Source organism: Sporosarcina koreensis (assembly GCF_000826145.2).
GTDB lineage: Bacteria > Bacillota > Bacilli > Bacillales_A > Planococcaceae > Sporosarcina > Sporosarcina trichiuri.
On record NZ_LN651335.1, the window covers coordinates 115,978 to 132,515 of the forward strand.

Annotated in this window: 16 protein-coding genes; 13 read left to right on the plus strand and 3 right to left on the minus strand. The window is 54.1% G+C overall.

Annotation, left to right across the window (positions count from 1 at the left end):
* Positions 1-45 precede the first annotated feature (45 nt).
* Positions 46-711, plus strand: coding sequence for a hypothetical protein (locus BN1190_RS02080; RefSeq protein ID WP_244898659.1), 666 nt, complete (start codon positions 46-48; stop codon positions 709-711).
* A gap of 4 nt (positions 712-715) precedes the next feature.
* Here the strand turns inward: BN1190_RS02080 and BN1190_RS02085 are convergent, their stop codons facing one another.
* Entirely contained in the window at positions 716-994 is a 279-nt protein-coding gene (locus tag BN1190_RS02085) for a hypothetical protein (RefSeq protein ID WP_040285378.1), read from the minus strand.
* An 87-nt stretch (positions 995-1,081) separates the two neighbouring features.
* On the opposite strand from BN1190_RS02085, the gene BN1190_RS02090 reads away from it, so the two are divergent.
* The gene (locus BN1190_RS02090) at positions 1,082-2,125 is read left to right on the plus strand and encodes a P1 family peptidase (protein ID WP_040285641.1); all 1,044 of its coding nucleotides are present in this window, start codon (positions 1,082-1,084) and stop codon (positions 2,123-2,125) included.
* A gap of 79 nt (positions 2,126-2,204) precedes the next feature.
* Here the strand turns inward: BN1190_RS02090 and BN1190_RS02095 are convergent, their stop codons facing one another.
* On the minus strand, positions 2,205-3,482 hold the full coding sequence (locus tag BN1190_RS02095; protein WP_040285642.1) for an MFS transporter: 1,278 nt from the start codon (positions 3,480-3,482) through the stop codon (positions 2,205-2,207).
* Positions 3,483-3,739: 257 nt separating this feature from the next.
* Entirely contained in the window at positions 3,740-4,705 is a 966-nt protein-coding gene (locus BN1190_RS02100) for an MJ1477/TM1410 family putative glycoside hydrolase (protein ID WP_052461651.1), read from the minus strand.
* A gap of 156 nt (positions 4,706-4,861) precedes the next feature.
* Between BN1190_RS02100 and BN1190_RS02105 the strand changes: the two genes are divergently transcribed.
* The 11 genes from BN1190_RS02105 to opp4B all read left to right on the plus strand — a co-directional run bounded on the left by BN1190_RS02105 (position 4,862) and on the right by opp4B (position 16,530).
* The gene (locus tag BN1190_RS02105; protein WP_040285379.1) at positions 4,862-5,686 is read left to right on the plus strand and encodes a M55 family metallopeptidase; all 825 of its coding nucleotides are present in this window, start codon (positions 4,862-4,864) and stop codon (positions 5,684-5,686) included.
* A 12-nt stretch (positions 5,687-5,698) separates the two neighbouring features.
* A complete protein-coding gene (locus BN1190_RS02110) occupies positions 5,699-6,634 on the plus strand; it encodes an ABC transporter permease (protein ID WP_098060103.1) in 936 nt (311 codons plus the stop codon).
* Positions 6,634-7,572, plus strand: a complete 939-nt coding sequence (locus BN1190_RS02115) for an ABC transporter permease (protein WP_040285380.1) — start codon at positions 6,634-6,636, stop codon at positions 7,570-7,572. The genes BN1190_RS02110 and BN1190_RS02115 overlap by 1 nt, the downstream gene beginning before the upstream one ends.
* Positions 7,573-7,577: 5 nt before the next feature.
* Positions 7,578-8,678, plus strand: coding sequence for an ABC transporter ATP-binding protein (locus BN1190_RS02120; RefSeq protein ID WP_082023232.1), 1,101 nt, complete (start codon positions 7,578-7,580; stop codon positions 8,676-8,678).
* A 39-nt stretch (positions 8,679-8,717) separates the two neighbouring features.
* Entirely contained in the window at positions 8,718-10,376 is a 1,659-nt protein-coding gene (locus BN1190_RS02125; protein ID WP_040285381.1) for a peptide ABC transporter substrate-binding protein, read from the plus strand.
* Between the two features lie 87 nt (positions 10,377-10,463).
* Complete coding sequence (locus BN1190_RS02130) at positions 10,464-11,588, plus strand: mandelate racemase/muconate lactonizing enzyme family protein (protein ID WP_052461652.1); 1,125 nt, start codon at positions 10,464-10,466, stop codon at positions 11,586-11,588.
* Positions 11,585-12,598, plus strand: a complete 1,014-nt coding sequence (locus BN1190_RS02135) for an ABC transporter ATP-binding protein (protein ID WP_040285382.1) — start codon at positions 11,585-11,587, stop codon at positions 12,596-12,598. The genes BN1190_RS02130 and BN1190_RS02135 overlap by 4 nt, the downstream gene beginning before the upstream one ends.
* A gap of 14 nt (positions 12,599-12,612) precedes the next feature.
* Positions 12,613-13,227, plus strand: a complete 615-nt coding sequence (gene pcp / locus BN1190_RS02140) for a pyroglutamyl-peptidase I (protein WP_040285383.1) — start codon at positions 12,613-12,615, stop codon at positions 13,225-13,227.
* A 386-nt stretch (positions 13,228-13,613) separates the two neighbouring features.
* Entirely contained in the window at positions 13,614-14,633 is a 1,020-nt protein-coding gene (locus tag BN1190_RS02145) for an ABC transporter ATP-binding protein (protein ID WP_040285384.1), read from the plus strand.
* On the plus strand, positions 14,620-15,558 hold the full coding sequence (locus BN1190_RS02150; RefSeq protein WP_040285385.1) for an ABC transporter ATP-binding protein: 939 nt from the start codon (positions 14,620-14,622) through the stop codon (positions 15,556-15,558). The genes BN1190_RS02145 and BN1190_RS02150 overlap by 14 nt, the downstream gene beginning before the upstream one ends.
* Before the next feature lie 3 nt (positions 15,559-15,561).
* Positions 15,562-16,530, plus strand: a complete 969-nt coding sequence (gene opp4B / locus BN1190_RS02155) for an oligopeptide ABC transporter permease (protein WP_040285386.1) — start codon at positions 15,562-15,564, stop codon at positions 16,528-16,530.
* The last annotated feature ends 8 nt before the right edge of the window (positions 16,531-16,538 follow it).

A 16,538-nucleotide genomic window follows, 5' to 3' on the forward strand; every position in this document is an offset into this window, starting at 1 on the left:
ACAAACCTTACAGCGAACCAAATCAGCCAATTACAGAGCAATGGAGTGTATAGCGAAAGACCCGTCCATCCGCTGTTCACGATGGCGGACCTGCTGGCAGGAGAGCGGACGGAAGCCATCCTGCACGCAGTCCAGACCATCAGCGGCAGCCCGAACAAGACAGTGGCGGCTTCCTATCTCATGCGCCGGTACGGCATGTTCACCGGCATGCAGCTGGTGCAGTACGTCCTGTATGACGAGTTCTGGAATGGCCGGCCGGATGAGTTCCGATTCGGTGCAGCGGACGAGTACGGCAACCGGACCGTCAGCACCTACCCGGCCATCAGCGGCTGGGTTGAAGCAGATCCGGAACAGCCCCGGGCGGCCGTCCGCAAACTGCTGGAGGAGATCGATCAGGTCATCGGCAGCCTGCGGAAGGGGGCACCGATCTCTGCAAATGTCCTGTGGGAGAATGTCTTCGGTTTCTGGCTGTGGCATTTCCATGTCATGCTGGACGATCCATCTTCCGAAGAGCAGGCCCGCACAGTTTTGGAACTGGTCAAGTCGGACGACGTTTGGGCAGGCATCCACGACGTCTGCAGGTTCCGTCTCTATTTAAATGGAAGGGATCCGTCACAATTGCTGAATACGACTGTCCGGACCACTTGCTGTCTGTCGAAAGATGTCCCTGGCCTCATGCAGTGCGGCTTCTGTCCGCTGAAGAAAGGGTAGGCCCTTATTTGGAGCGGTAGGCGAGGATCGTCTGCTGCAGGGAATACAGGGTCCCCATGGCAGCCCCGCTATAGAAGAATCCCATGAAAATACCGGCAGATAGGTTTTTCGGATGACTGATGACGATGGAAAGAAATAGTGCGGCACCTGTCGCCACTGTGGACAAGGCGGCCGGTTTGACGCGGAACAGCCATTTCGCCGCCAGTACGGCCGCGAACGTTACAGGGACTGCCCAGACAGCATCCCAGATATTCGTATGGATTGTCGGAAACTCAGACAGCATAGAGAATCATCCTTTTCTGTTCAGTATGTGGCAGCTCTGCAGAACGTAAACCTGAAAGGAGTGGGGGAATTGCCGGTACAGGAACCGATGAAAATAAGGGAACGCGGAGTGGACATAGGCAGATTGCCCATTGGAGAAAAAAATTGCATCACCGATGTGGAAGGTGTGAAAGTCGGACATGTGACCCTGGACGGACCGCTGCCCGACGGCGGCTGGACAGCAACCGGTGTCACGGCCATCCTGCCTCATCCGGGCAATCTGTTCCGGGAGAAACTGGCGGCAGCAAGTTATGTTATCAACGGGTTCGGGAAGACGACAGGACTCGTCCAGCTTGATGAATTGGGACAGCTGGAATCACCGATCATGCTGACGAATACATTCAGCGTCCCGGCTGTCACGGAAGGAACACTGCGCTGGATGCTCAAGAGAACACCGGAGATCGGGGATACGACAGGGACACTCAACATCGTGACCGGGGAGTGCAATGACGGCCGTCTGAATAGCATCCGTGCCCTGGCTGTGAGACCGGAGCATGCCCTGCAGGCAATCCGTTCGGCTTCCGACGCTGCATGTCCGGAGGGGGCGGTCGGGGCCGGAAAAGGGATGATCTGCTTCGGATACAAAGGGGGGATCGGCTCCTCATCGCGCCTGATTGCATTTGAAGAAGGCAAAGCTTATACGATCGGATGTCTCGTGCTGAGCAATTTCGGCCAGCGGGAGGACTTTGCCTCCGGCCGCTATATACAGCCGGGTGCCGATTACACCTCTGACGCACCGGAACCGGCGGACGGATCCATCATGATCGTGCTGGCGACAGATGCACCGCTCGACAGCAGGCAGTTAAAGCGGGTTGCCAAACGTGCCGGCGCCGGACTTGCAAGAATAGGCAGCCATTACAGCAATGGAAGCGGGGATATCGTGATCGCCTTTTCCACCGCCCGCAAGATTCCCCATGAGTCGGAAGCGCGGACGGAATTGGCGGAAAGTATACGGGACAGCCATCCTGTCATGAACCTCCTGTTTCAAGCGGCGGCCGAAGTGACGGAAGAAGCCATCCTGAACTCTCTCAGCCAGGCAGTGGCGACCAAAGGCCGCAACGGGCTCACCGTTGGACCGATGCCGTTCCGGTGACTGTTCCATGTGAAACAAGCTGTCCGTATGCAAAAAAGACTGCAGAGCTGCTCATTTAGCAGCCTGCAGTCTTTTTCATTCAGTTCCAGTATCCTTCGTTCACCAGTTTCTTCTTACCGATGAATGCATAGGTGACGAGGAAGATGTTGAGCACAAGCATGACAATCAGGATATACAGTGCGGATTCATAGCTCTTCGTGATGTCGAAAATATAGCCGTACGCAGGAAGCGCAACGATTCCCGCAACAGCCAGACCGAGTGAAGCGGATGAGTAGATCTGGCTGTATTCCCGGCTGCCGAACAAGCTCGTCGTCAATGCAGGTGCGAGTGTTCCGACAGAATTGGATACGGTGAAGCCGAACAGTGTGACCGACAGGACCAGCAGAGCCGGACTGGCGGTTGCAAACAGCATACCGAGCACGGATACGATCGCCAGCACCATCGCCAGATAGATCGTGTTGCGTGAACCGATCTTATCGACGAGGAAGCCGAGGACCAGTGCGCCAAGCAGCACACCGATCAAGTATCCTGCCATGGTATTTCCTGCAAAGATTGCGTCATACCCATACGGCAGTGACTCGATATAGGACGGAATATGGATGGCAAAACTTGCAATCGAAACAATCAGCAGGAAGAACAGGAAGAGTGAGTAGAACGCAGCGGACTTTCTCGCCACCGCCATCGTGATCCCTTTGTCCGCTTCAGCCGTCTCAGTGTTCTCACTTTTCACAGCCGATTCCTCTTCAGCCCCGTACGGCAGGACGCCGACAGCCTGAGGAGATTTGCGTATCAGGAACAGGATGGTCGGGACAACGATGATGATCGCAGCCAGTCCGAGCGAAATATAACCTGTGCGCCAGCCTGCATCAGCGATGGTCCGGCCGACAAGCGGCTGGGCCAATGCGCCGAGCAGACCCTGGGAAGCACCGATCAGACCGAGCGCCATCCCATTTTTCTTCTTGAACCATTGATTGACCAGTACCGGACCGGCAATGACTGTGTTGAACACACCGCCGACAGCCAATGGAATCGAGAAGATATACCAGCCCCACACCGAGTTGCTGAAACCGAACGCAACGAACGCGCCGGCCTGCAGGATCATCGCGGTGATGAGGACGAGCCGTGTATCATACTTAGCGAGGATCTTACCTCCGATGGGAAGGAAAATCATCGTTACAATGGAAGCGATACTGAAATAGATCGTCAAGTTGCCTGTAGAGATGCCTAACTCCGAAGTCGCCCCCGGAATGAACAGTCCAGCCGAGTTGTTCAGCGAACCTTTGCCGATCCCTACGATAATACAGAGTGCAACAAGCGTGAACCAAGCATAATGGATCTTCTTCTTGGACTTGCCCAAATTCCCCACTGCTTTCTTTATGTTATTTACAAATGACCTCTGATCAATCTGCTGCCTGATGCGGATGAGAATCCATCCTTGCTGCCCGGCAATCATTGTCATCAAAGCCGGTCATTGTAACAAGCTGCTGAAAGGAGAAAGACTCTAGCAGAGTCTTTAGGAAAAATCAAATGCAAACTGAGCATACGGAAATTAAAAGGCAAAGTCAATAGTTATTATTTAAGATTAAAGTTTCGGATTAAAATACATTATTCGATCTACTGGTTTTTGTTCCGTCCGAATCCAGTCGCCTCAGACAGCGAACGGTCCGGATCCGCCGCATAGCAATAGAATTTTTCCCGCCGGCAAAGCTGATAGTACTGCTGTGCCCGGAAGCCGGACGTATAATCGACGGACAGGACAATCTTCCCTTGTTCCGTGAAGCGGTCCAGCCAGGCCAGTCGTCCGGCGATTGCGGATTCAGCGTTTTTCCGTTTCCCGTCATACCACACATCCTCTACTCCGATACCATCAACCGCATTCAGGTATGCATCACCAGCAGCCATTCCGATCAGCTCCTCCCCATTCTGAGGGATGATCAGAAATCCGGGGTCCGTATCTTTCGCTATGGCGGACAGGCTCCGGACAAACTGGATCATCCGGTCCGCCGCCTCTTCTCTGGTTGCAGGATCGGTATGCAGGCGACCTTCTTTTCCTCCGCCATATACTCCATCATTCCCCCAATATTCATAAGCATCGATAATATCCAGATAGACACCGCTGAACCCGGTCTCCTGGATCTTTTTCAATTCAGACGTGACGATCTGCTGCCAGGCAGGAGTCCAATAGCGCACCTTTATGCTTTCCGGCCATTCAGGATTCGCGATAGACCCGGCCCATTCAGGCGCGGCCGGCGTGATGGTCAGCTTCCCGTTCTTCTCCTGTCCCCATTCATTTTTCCAGTACGGCAGATAACTGCTCGCCTCACCGATGCTCAAATACGCGATCGGTTCTGCACCCGATTGGCGGATCCGCTCGATTTCCCGGCGAGTATAAGGCACGGCCCCGTCTTTTGTACGGTCCATGACAGCATACTCGACGGGCAGGGTCACAAGTTCGTCCACGGAGGCATCCTGCAGCTGATACACCCAAGTGGGCCGTCCCTCATCCAAACCGAAAAACCCAGCATACAGCAGAGCGGCCGCAATGGCACCGATCCCTGCAATCATCAGCCATTTTCCCATAACAGATCCCTGCTTCCTATCAGTTAATCATGCCATAAAAAAATATTTGAGTAGCTCCATTATACTAAATTATCTTGTTATTTGAATAATAGTTTGGTATTGTTAGATAATAATACAACCGACAGATTTTTCTGTCGACTAGAAGGTAGGGTTCTTATGAAAATTTTTGTATCAGTGGACATGGAAGGGATTACAGGGCTTCCGGACGAGTCATACGTGGACTCTCATCGGCACAACTACGAACGGGCCCGGAGGATCATGACACAGGAAGCGAATGCAATTGCAGCTGCCGCATTTGAAAACGGGGCCCAGGAAGTGCTCATCAATGACAGCCACTCAAAGATGAATAATCTGATGATCGAGGAGCTCCACCCGGATGCAGAACTGATTACGGGTAGTATGAAACCGCTTTCAATGGTTCAATCGCTGGACAGCTCCTATACAGGAGCAGTATTTGCAGGCTATCATGCGCGTGCAGGCCAGCCGGGTGTCATGAGCCATACGATGATTTTCGGCGTCCGTAATATCTACATCAACAAGATGGCGGTTGGGGAACTCGGATTCAACGCGTACGTCGCCGGTTATTACGGCGTACCTGTCCTGATGGTGGCAGGGGACGACGGTGCCTGCCGGGAAGCGGAAGCATTGATTCCAAATGTCGTCACCGCCCCGGTGAAACACTCCATTTCCCGTTCCTCTGTCCGGACACTTCACCCCGAGAAAGCCCAGGCGCTGCTGCAGGAGCGGATGGAACAGGCCCTGAAGAACAGGGAATCCATCAAGCCGCTGACACCTCCCGATCATCCCGTCATGAGGATCGAATTCACCAATTACGGGGAAGCCGAATGGGCCGCACTGATGCCCGGCTGTGTAATCGAAGAAGGGACCACCATTGTCCGGTATGAAGCCAAGGATATTATCGACGCCTACAGAGCGATGCTCGTCATGACCGAGCTTGCGATGCAGACGACATTTTGTTAAGGGGGAACGAGAGTGCCGCTATACATATTGAAGCGTTTCATCATGATGATTGTCACCATACTGATTATTGCCACGCTGACATTTGTACTGATGCGGGCGATTCCGGGCTCCCCGTTCGATGAAGAACGGACGTCGAACCCGACGATCCAGGCGAACCTGGAGAAATTCTACAAGCTGGACCAGCCGATGCCGATCCAGTATCTGAACTACCTGAAGTCCATTGTCACGTTCGACTATGGCCCGTCCATCAAGAAACCGAACGAGACCGTGAACACGCTTCTGTCGAGAGGGTTCCCGATCTCCTTTGAACTGGGGATTGCGACAATGATAGTTGCGGTGATCTCGGGGATCATCCTCGGGACATTCGCGGCGCTCAGGCATAACGGCATCATCGATTATGGAGCAATGACATTCGCCGTCATCGGGATATCCATCCCGAACTTCGTGCTGGCCACCCTGCTCATCCAGCAGGTGGCCGTCAACTGGGGCTTGCTGCCGCCCGCAACGTGGAGCAGTCCGAAGCATATGATCCTGCCGGTGATCGCACTGGCGACAGGCCCAACAGCGATCATCGCGCGTCTGACACGTGCCAGCATGCTGGAAGTGCTGACGCAGGATTACATCAAGATGGCGCGCGCGAAAGGGCTGACACCGATCCGCATCGTCGCCCGGCATGCCCTGCGCAATGCGCTCATGCCGGTTGTCACGATCATGGGGACGATGCTTGCCGGTATCCTGACCGGTACGTTCGTCATCGAAAAGATATTCGCGATTCCCGGCATGGGGAAATACTTTGTGGAGAGCATCAACAACCGTGATTACCCGGTCATCATGGGATCGACAGTGTTTTACAGCGCATTTTTAGTCTTCATGCTGTTCGTCGTCGATATCCTGTACGGTTTCCTGGATCCGCGTATCAAGCTTCACAAAAAGGAAGGTGAAGTGTAATGGTCGCAAAAAATCCGAGACTGACAGTGCCGGATGAATGGTTCCGCAAAAAAGAAGAGGATATCGATCAGGCGGAGACGGTCGTCCGGCCGTCGCTGTCCTATTGGAAAGACGCCTGGCGCCGGCTTCGGAAGAACAAGCTGGCGATGAGCGGTCTGGTGTTCCTGATCCTGCTGACGTTCATGGCGATCTTCGGACCGATCCTGTCGCCGTATGAAGTGACGGCGACCGATCTGCGCAGCCAGAACCTCGCACCGAGTGCGGCCCACTGGTTCGGTACAGATGAAATGGGCAGGGATGTGTTCACCCGCACATGGTACGGCGCGCGCATCTCACTGTTCGTCGGTGTCATGGCGGCACTGATCGACTTCTTCATCGGCATCATCTACGGCGGCGTCAGCGGTTACAAGGGCGGACGCACGGATTCCGCGATGATGCGTGTCATCGAAGTGCTGTACGGCCTGCCGCACCTGCTCGTCGTCATCCTGCTCATGGTGGTCATGGGGCCGAGTCTGACAACGATCATTGTGGCCCTGACGATCACCGGCTGGGTCGGAATGGCAAGGATTGTCCGCGGACAAGTGTTACAGATCAAAAACTATGAATTCGTCACCGCGTCAAAATCATTCGGTGCAGAGACGCCGAGGATCATACGAAAAAACCTGCTCCCGAACACGATGGGGCCGATCATCGTCCAGATGACCCTCACCGTGCCGAGCGCCATATTCGCCGAAGCGTTCCTGAGTTTCCTCGGCCTCGGCATCCAGGCACCGTACGCGAGCTGGGGTGTCATGGCGAACGACGCGCTTCCGGTCATCCTGTCGGGTGACTGGTGGCGGCTGTTCTTCCCTGCGCTCTTCATCTCCGTGACGATGTTCGCCTTTAACGTGCTCGGCGATGGAATGCAGGATGCGCTCGATCCGAAATTGAGGGGGTAATGGAAATGACAGGACATCAGCTGGCAGCAGCATCCGGTTTGGCAGAAGCCCCGCAACAGACGGAACGGCATGCCGGACAGCGCACAGCCACAGACGGAAACACTAAATCGGACAGGCAGGAAACGATCCTGTCCGTCCGTGACCTCGAAGTATCATTCAAGACATTCGGCGGGGAAGTGCAGGCGATCCGCGGCGTCACGTTCGACCTGTACAAAGGTGAGACACTTGCGGTCGTCGGCGAATCGGGCTGCGGCAAGAGTGTCACCGCCAATACGATCATGGGGCTCATCCCACAGCCGCCCGGCAGGATCCGGAACGGTCAGGTGCTGTTCAAAGACAAGGATATGACGAAGCTGTCGAAGAAAGCACTGCGGGATATCCAGGGCGTGGACATTTCGATGATCTTTCAGGATCCGATGACCGCACTCAACCCGACATTGAAGATCGGCGAACAGCTCATGGAAGGGCTGCGCACCCATCATAAGGTTTCCAAAGCGGAAGCGAAACGGAAAGCGGTCGAGATGCTGGAATTGGTCGGCATCCCGAATCCGGAAGAACGGCTGAAGCAGTATCCGCACCAGTTTTCGGGCGGGATGCGTCAGCGGATCGTCATCGCCATCGCACTTATCTGCGAACCGCAGCTGCTCATCGCGGATGAACCGACAACGGCGCTCGACGTGACCATCCAGGCGCAGATCCTCGAGCTGTTCGCGGAAATCCAGCGCAAGACCGGTGTGGCGATCATCCTCATCACCCATGACCTCGGCGTCGTCGCGAAGATTGCGGACCGGATCGCCGTCATGTATGCCGGCAAGATCATCGAAATCGGGAACAAGCGGGAGATCTTCTATGACCCGCAGCATCCATATACGCAGGGCCTGCTGAACTCGGTGCCGCGTCTCGACCTGCAGGAAGAGGAGCTGCAGCCGATCGACGGGACACCGCCGGATCTCTTTGCACCGCCGCAAGGCTGCCCGTTTGCAGCACGCTGCCCGTTCGCCATGGACGTGTGCGAACAGGTCTATCCGGAGACGACCGTCCTGACGGAAGAGCATACCGTCGACTGCTGGCTCCAGGATCCGCGGGCAAAAGCTGTATTTGCTTGATGGCACTACATGATTGACCATAAAAAGGGGGAAGTCAAATTGAAGAAGTGGATCAAATTCATCCTGTTCACGGCATTGATTGTTGTTCTCGCCGCTTGTACAGCGAACGAGGATGCCGGCAAGAAGACCGATACCGGTTCCGGCACCGAAACATCCGACGGGAAAGACGGCGATAAGAAGGAAGCGTCCGGTGAAAAAGTGCTTTACTTGAACAACGGGGAAGAGCCGACATCGTTCGATCCGTCCGTCGGGTTCAACGCAGTCTCCTGGAGCGCGCTGAACAACCTGATGGAAGGGCTTACGCGCCTGAACAAAGACCACCAGGCGGAAGAAGCGACTGCAGAGAAGATCGACGTCTCCGAAGACGGTCTGACGTATACATTCACAATCCGCGACGATGCAAAATGGTCGAACGGCGACCCGGTGACGGCGAACGACTTCGTCTACGCCTGGAAGCATATGCTCGATCCGGAAACCGCGTCTCCTGCTGCGTTCCTCGCGTACTTCATCAAAGGTGCAGAGGCGTATAACAACGGGGAAGGCACGCCGGAAGACATCGGCATCGAAGCGAAAGACGAGAAGACATTCGTTGTCACGCTCGACGCGCCAAACGAAGCGTTCCTCAATATCATCACGAACCCGAGCTTCTTCCCGATCAATGAAAAAGTAGCGGAAGACAATCCGAAATGGTTCACGGAAGCCGATTCGTTCGTTTCAAACGGACCGTTCAAACTCGCGTCATGGGATCATGATGTGAAATTCGTCTTCGAAAAGAACGAAAACTACTGGGATGCAGACAACGTGAAATTGGACAAAGTCAACTGGGAAATGGTCAGTGACTCGACAACGGCTTACCAGATGTACAAATCGGATGAACTGGACAGCACAGACGTCCCATCCGAGATCGCGGAAGACCTGAAAGACAATCCGGAAGTGAAAGTGGAAGACCAGGCGGGCGTCTACTTCTTCCGTTTCAACACATCCATGGAACCGTTCACGAATACAAAGATCCGCCGCGCATTCGGGGAAGCGGTGAATCAGGAAGATATCGTCGAGTTCGTCACGAAGAATGGTGAGAAGCCGGCACACGGATTCGTATCGTACGGATTCATCGGACCGGATGGCAATGAGTTCCGCGAAGATGCCGGCGATTTGATCTCCTTCGATCCGGAAAACGCCAAGAAATTGCTGGAAGAAGGCATGAAAGAAGAAGGGTACAGTGAACTTCCGAAAGTGACACTGACGTATTCGACAAACGAAGCACACCAGAAGATTGCAGTGGCCCTCCAGTCGATGTTCAAAGAGAATCTCGGTGTCGATGTGGAGCTGCAGAACGTCGAAGCCAGCGTGTTCCTCGCTGACCAGAAAGAACATAAGTACCAGCTGTCCCGTTCATCATTCCTGTATGATTATGCAGACCCGGTGAATGCGCTGGAGAGCTTCATCACCGATTCATCCATGAACCGGACGACATGGTCCAACAAAGACTATGACAAACTGATCGAAGACATCAAGAACGAAACAGATGCAAACAAACGCTGGACACTGCTGCAGCAGGCGGACAAGATGCTGATGGACGAAATGCCAGTGTTCCCGGTCTACTATTACAACCAGGCGACTCTTGAAAAGCCTGGCGTTACAGGGATCCTCCGTCACCCGGTCGGCTACCTTGACTTGAAGTACGCTGACAAAGAATAATTTGGAGAACTGTGTGCGCCGAACGATCGCCGCACACAGTTTTTCTTGTTTCCCCACGCAGACCCGGAGAGAAAGGAAGTGTACCTGATGAAAATTCAATCGATCGACTGCTTCACTGTGGCAGTCCCACTCATCAAGCCATTCAAAACGGCCTTGCGCACGGTACATACAGCGTATTCCGTCTATGTCCGGATTACGGCAGACAGCGGAGAGACAGGCTTTGGCGAAGCACCGCCGACACATGTCATCACCGGCGACTCGATGGCCAGTGTCACCTATGCAATCGAAGAGATCATCGCCCCGAAATTGATCGGTCTTGATATCCGCAGCCGTGCAGAAATCTTTACGATCCTACATAGCTCCCTCATCCGGAATACGAGCGCCAAAGCAGCGGTCGACATGGCGGTCCATGATCTGCTCGGCAAGCAGGCGGATCTTCCGCTGTATCAGCTGCTCGGCGGTTTCACGAACGAATTGGATTCGAACTTCACAGTCAGCGTGAACGCACCTGAGGAGATGGCAGAGGACGCCGGACGATACGTGGACGACGGCTTCACGACACTGAAGGTAAAAGTCGGCACAGGTTCACCTGCACTCGATATCGAGCGCGTGAAAGCGATCCGCAAAACGGTCGGGGGTTCCGTAAAAATCCGGCTGGATGCCAACCAGGGCTGGAAACCGAAAGAAGCCGTGCGCACCATCGCGGTCATGGAAGACGCGGGGCTTGCCATCGAACTGATCGAACAGCCCGTCCATGCAGACGACGTCGAGGGGCTCGCGTATGTCACGAAGCATACACTGACGCCGATCATGGCGGACGAAAGCGTATTCTCCGCACGGGATGCTGTGCGTGTCCTGCAGGCCGGTGCTGCCGATCTCATCAACATCAAGCTCATGAAATGCGGCGGTATCCACGAAGCCTTGAAGATCAATGCACTTGCCGAGAGTTTCGGCGTGGAGTGCATGACCGGCAGCATGATCGAAACGAAACTCGGCATCTCTGCGGCTGCCCATTTCGCGGCCAGCCAGAAGAACGTGACCCGCGTGGATTTCGATGCCCCGCTCATGCTGAGCGGCAGCCCGATCACGGGGGGTGTCGAGTATTCAGGTCAGACTGTGCGGCTCCCGGATCAGCCGGGCCTCGGCATATGGATCGATCCTTCTTCAAAATTCCAGCTTAGAGCCACAGACAAAGAGGAGGAACTCGGATGACAAACAACCAGCCTGTAGTGCTGTCGGTGAACAATCTGAAACGGCATTTTGACGTAGGCAAAGGGAAAACATTGAAAGCGGTGGACGGGCTCAGCTTCGAAGTCCGCAAAGGCGAGACGTTCGGTCTGGTCGGGGAGTCGGGCTGCGGCAAGTCGACAGCCGGCCGTACGATACTCGGATTGTATAATAATACAGATGGGGAAGTTCTTTATGAAGGACAGGACATCCACAAGATGGCCGGCAAAGACCGGAAAGACTTCCTGAAAAAGATGCAGATGGTGTTCCAGGACCCCTATGCGTCGCTGAACCCCCGTTCGACCGTCTTCGAAATCATCGCGGAACCGATGGAGATCCACGGAATGTTCAAAAGCAAAAAAGAACTGCGTGAGCGTGTGAACGAACTGCTTGAAGACGTCGGGCTGAACCGGGATCACGCCAACCGCTACCCGCACGAATTCTCCGGCGGGCAGCGGCAGCGGATCGGCATCGCCCGGGCGCTGGCGCTCGATCCTGAATTCATCATTGCGGACGAACCGATTTCCGCACTGGACGTATCCGTGCAGGCGCAAGTCGTGAAGTTGTTCCAGCGGCTGCAGCGGGAGAAAGGCCTGACCTATCTGTTCATCGCCCACGACCTGTCGATGGTCAAGTATATCTCGGACCGGATCGGCGTCATGTATCTGGGGCATCTCGTGGAATTGACGACGAGCGACCAGCTGTATGGAAAACCGCTTCATCCGTATACGGAAGCGCTGCTGTCCGCCATTCCGATTCCGGATCCGGATATTGAGGAGTCACGGGAACGGATTCTGCTGGAAGGGGAACTGCCGAGTCCGATCGACCCGCCGTCAGGCTGTGTGTTCCGGACAAGGTGTCCATATGCGATGGACGTCTGTGCAGCCAAGAAGCCGAAGTGGCTTGAAAAGGATGAAGGCCATTTCGTCGCCTGCCATCTCCATGATGAGGAAGTCATGGCGAAACAGAAAAGGGAAACCGTATCCGCGCAGTGAAGGGGACTAGACTGATGAAAAAACTGTTACTTACCGGATTCGAGCCGTTTCTGGATTACCCGCAGAATCCGACGATGCAAGTCGTGGAACAGCTTGACGGCACCACAATCGGGGACTATGCCATCTGCGGAAAGATTTTGCCCGTCGATTTCAATCGGTCCGCCGGCGAGCTGCTGGCCTATATTGCTGAAGAAAAGCCGGATGCCGTCCTGTCCCTCGGCCTTGCCGGCGGCAGACAGAAGCTAACCCCGGAGCGGGTTGCGCTCAATGTTAAGGACGGTGAGCCGGATAATGAAGGGCACCGCCCGGTCGATGAGCCGATCGAAGCAGACGGACCGCCGGCATACTTCTCGACATTGCCGACCCGTGCTATGGTGAACCGTCTGAAGGAAGCAGGCCTGCCGGCAGATATCTCGAATACCGCCGGCCTCTACCTATGCAACAACGTCATGTATGCCGGCCTCCATTGGGCGGCCCTTAACAACCCGGATATGCCGTGCGGATTCCTCCATATACCCGCTTCCTTCGAGCTGGCCATGCAGCATGGCAAGATTCCGGGATGGCCGCTTCAGGAACTGGTGAGGGGCATTACGGTCTGTATCGAAACACTTTCGACATCCGAGGCCTGATTTGTTATTGCATACTGTATATTCGTGTCGCGAAATGTCGGCAAACATAAAGACAGAACGAGGAGCGGTTTCTAGTTACTGGGGACCGTCTCTTTGTGCTGGATGAAAAACCCCAGGAAACCGACTGACGTAGGAAGATGAAAACGGCGGGCCTTCTTCTTGTACGTAAACTTTTTTGAAGACCAATTAGGGAAAGGATTCCCTTTGTTACAAGGGTTGTCATGATTTTGTCACCTTTGAAATAATCAGTGTATTTGATATTCTGAAAAAACACTATTGCCAATAGAAAAGCAGTGTAGTATAGTTAACAAAAGATTTTAAAGTCTGAAAATTAAATTTCCCTCAATTCACTTTTTGGGAAGTGCGCTAGGCAAGGAGGAACCGCGTTGGCTGAGTCAGTTTTGGAAATTGAGAATCTGCGAACATCATTCAACATCAAGGGAAACTATTACGCAGCTGTGGATGGCGTCTCACTCACCGTCCATAAAAATGAAGTCGTGGCGATCGTCGGTGAATCGGGATGCGGAAAGAGTGCACTGGCGCTCTCCATCATGGGTCTTCATAATGCGAAGACGACAAAACTGGAAGGTCAAGCGAATCTGAAAGGGCAGAACCTGATCGGGATGCCTGTCGAAAAACTGAACAAAATACGCGGCAAGGACCTGGGCATGATCTTCCAAGATCCGATGACAGCTCTGAACCCGCTTGCAACGATCGGCCGGCAGATCGAAGAGCCGATGGACTACCATATGAAGTTATCGAAATCAGCCAAAAAGAAACGGGTGCTCGAACTGCTTGAGCAAGTCGGCATCAAAGATGTCAACCGCATCTACAAGCAGTACCCGCACGAGCTGTCGGGCGGTATGCGGCAGCGGGTTGTTATCGCGATCGCGCTTGCCTGCAACCCGGTCATGCTGATCGCCGATGAGCCGACGACAGCTCTTGACGTAACTATACAGGCACAGATCATGGACCTTATGAAAGAACTGCAGCGCATCACGGACTCGGGCATCATCCTCATCACGCACGACCTGGGCGTCGTCGCAGAGATGGCGGACCGTGTCGCCGTCATGTATGCAGGGGAGTTCGTCGAATATGCAGATGTCAATCTGCTTTTCAAAAACCCGCTGCATCCTTATACCCGATCATTGCTGAACTCGATCCCTTCCAACATGTCGGATAAGGAAGAGCTGCACGTAATCGAAGGGATTGTCCCGTCAATCCAGAATCTGGACAGGGAAGGGTGCCGGTTCGCGCCGCGGATTCCCTGGATCCCGGCGGAAGCCCACGAAGCACACCCGACGCTCCATGAAGTGGAGCCAGGTCATTATGTACGCTGCACGTGCTACAAAGACTTCCACTTCCCGGAAGAACGAGTGGAGGATAAAGACTATGTCACTACTTAATGTAAAAGACCTGAAAGTCCATTTCCCGATCCGCGGAGGCTTCTTCCGTTCCGTTGTCGATCAGGTGCGTGCGGTAGACGGCGTGAGTTTCGAACTTGAGCCGGGCGAAACGTACGGACTCGTCGGAGAGTCGGGCTGCGGCAAGACGACAACCGGACGCGCTATCATCGGACTGAACAAAGTGACAGACGGTGAAGTGCTCTTTAACGGAGAGAACCTGGCGACAATGAGCGGGCATGAACGCAGAAAGCACATGCGGGATATTCAGATGATCTTCCAGGATCCCTATTCGTCACTCAACGGCCGTAAGAATGTCTTGAACTTGGTTGCTGAGCCACTGCGGAATTTCGAAAAGCTCTCACCGAAAGAGGAACTGACCCGTGTGCAGAACATGCTCGAGCGGGTCGGACTGAGTCCGGAATCGATCTACAAATACCCGCACCAGTTCTCTGGCGGGCAGCGGCAGCGGATCGGGATCGCCCGGGCGCTCATGCTCAACCCAAAACTGATCATTGCGGATGAACCGGTCTCGGCTTTGGACGTATCCGTTCAGGCGCAAGTGCTGAACTTCATGCAGGAGATCCAGAAGGACTTCGGACTGACGTACCTGTTCATCTCCCACGACCTCGGGGTCATCAAGCACATCTGCGACCGGATCGGCATCATGTACAAAGGCCGGTTCGTCGAAGAAGGAACGGCACAGGATGTTTATTCCAATCCGCAACATCTGTATACGAAGCGGCTCATCGCTGCGATCCCTGAAATGGATCCTGCGAAAAAATACGAAAAGATGGAAATGCGAAGTGAAATTAATGCTGCCTACCGTACCGAGTACGACAGCTATTTCGATAAGGATGGCCGGATGTTCGACCTGAAGCCGATCTCCCCGACGCATTCTGTTGCAATCCAGCAAGGGGGCATGTAACCGATGATCAAATTTGCGATTCGCCGGATACTCGTCATGATTCCCCAGCTGTTCCTGTTGAGTCTGATCATCTTCATCCTGGCAAAGCAGATGCCGGGAGATGCGGTCACAGGAGCGTTCATGGGGAACCCGAACGTCACACCGGAACAAGTGGAAAAGATCCGGGAAGAATACGGCCTGAACGACCCATGGTACGTTCAGTACGGCCATTGGATCGGGAAAGCGGTAAAAGGAGATCTAGGCAGCAGCTACACGCACAAGCAGCCGGTCACATCACTGCTGGCAGGGCGGGTCGCTAATACGGTCACCTTGGCGCTGTTCATCCTGATTGTGACATATATCATCGCCATACCACTTGGCATTATCGCGGGCAGGTGGACCGATACATGGGCCGATAAACTGATTGTCATGTACAACTACTTCTCGTTCGCCACACCGTTGTTCGTATTTGCTCTGCTCATGCTATATGTGTTCGGCTTCCTGCTCGGCTGGTTCCCGACCGGCAACAGTGTGGATGTCAGACTGGAGGCAGGCAGCTGGGCCTACTACGTCAGTAAGTTCAAGCACCTTGTCCTTCCGGGAATGTCCGGTGCATTGCTTGCGACATTCGGTACGATCCAGTATTTACGGAACGATATCATCGACACGAAATTGAAGGACTTTGTAAAAACCGCCCGTTCAAAAGGGGTTCCGGAAGGCAAAGTATACACGCGTCATATTTTGCGGAATTCCCTGCTGCCGATTGCTGCATTCCTCGGCTATGAGATCACAGGATTGATCGGCGGTTCGATCTTCCTGGAAATGATTTTCAGTTACCCGGGCCTCGGTCAGCTTTTCATTCAATCGATTACAGGACGTGACTTCACGGTAACAACAGCTATCGTAATGATTTCAGGAGCTGCTGTTATCGTCGGTACAATGCTTTCGGATATTATCCTGAGTATCATTGACCCACGAATCCGGATTGAATAGAAAAAGCG

Excerpts from the sequence above, each read along its gene's own strand:
- BN1190_RS02085 (WP_040285378.1), bottom strand. The coding sequence starts at position 994 with ATGCTGTCTGAGTTTCCGACAATCCATACGAATATCTGGGATGCTGTC.
- BN1190_RS02090 (WP_040285641.1), top strand. The coding sequence starts at position 1,082 with ATGAAAATAAGGGAACGCGGAGTGGACATAGGCAGATTGCCCATTGGA.
- BN1190_RS02100 (WP_052461651.1), bottom strand. The coding sequence starts at position 4,705 with ATGGGAAAATGGCTGATGATTGCAGGGATCGGTGCCATTGCGGCCGCT.
- BN1190_RS02105 (WP_040285379.1), top strand. The coding sequence starts at position 4,862 with ATGAAAATTTTTGTATCAGTGGACATGGAAGGGATTACAGGGCTTCCG.
- BN1190_RS02115 (WP_040285380.1), top strand. The coding sequence starts at position 6,634 with ATGGTCGCAAAAAATCCGAGACTGACAGTGCCGGATGAATGGTTCCGC.
- BN1190_RS02120 (WP_082023232.1), top strand. The coding sequence starts at position 7,578 with ATGACAGGACATCAGCTGGCAGCAGCATCCGGTTTGGCAGAAGCCCCG.
- BN1190_RS02130 (WP_052461652.1), top strand. The coding sequence starts at position 10,464 with ATGAAAATTCAATCGATCGACTGCTTCACTGTGGCAGTCCCACTCATC.
- BN1190_RS02135 (WP_040285382.1), top strand. The coding sequence starts at position 11,585 with ATGACAAACAACCAGCCTGTAGTGCTGTCGGTGAACAATCTGAAACGG.
- pcp (WP_040285383.1), top strand. The coding sequence starts at position 12,613 with ATGAAAAAACTGTTACTTACCGGATTCGAGCCGTTTCTGGATTACCCG.
- BN1190_RS02150 (WP_040285385.1), top strand. The coding sequence starts at position 14,620 with ATGTCACTACTTAATGTAAAAGACCTGAAAGTCCATTTCCCGATCCGC.
- opp4B (WP_040285386.1), top strand. The coding sequence starts at position 15,562 with ATGATCAAATTTGCGATTCGCCGGATACTCGTCATGATTCCCCAGCTG.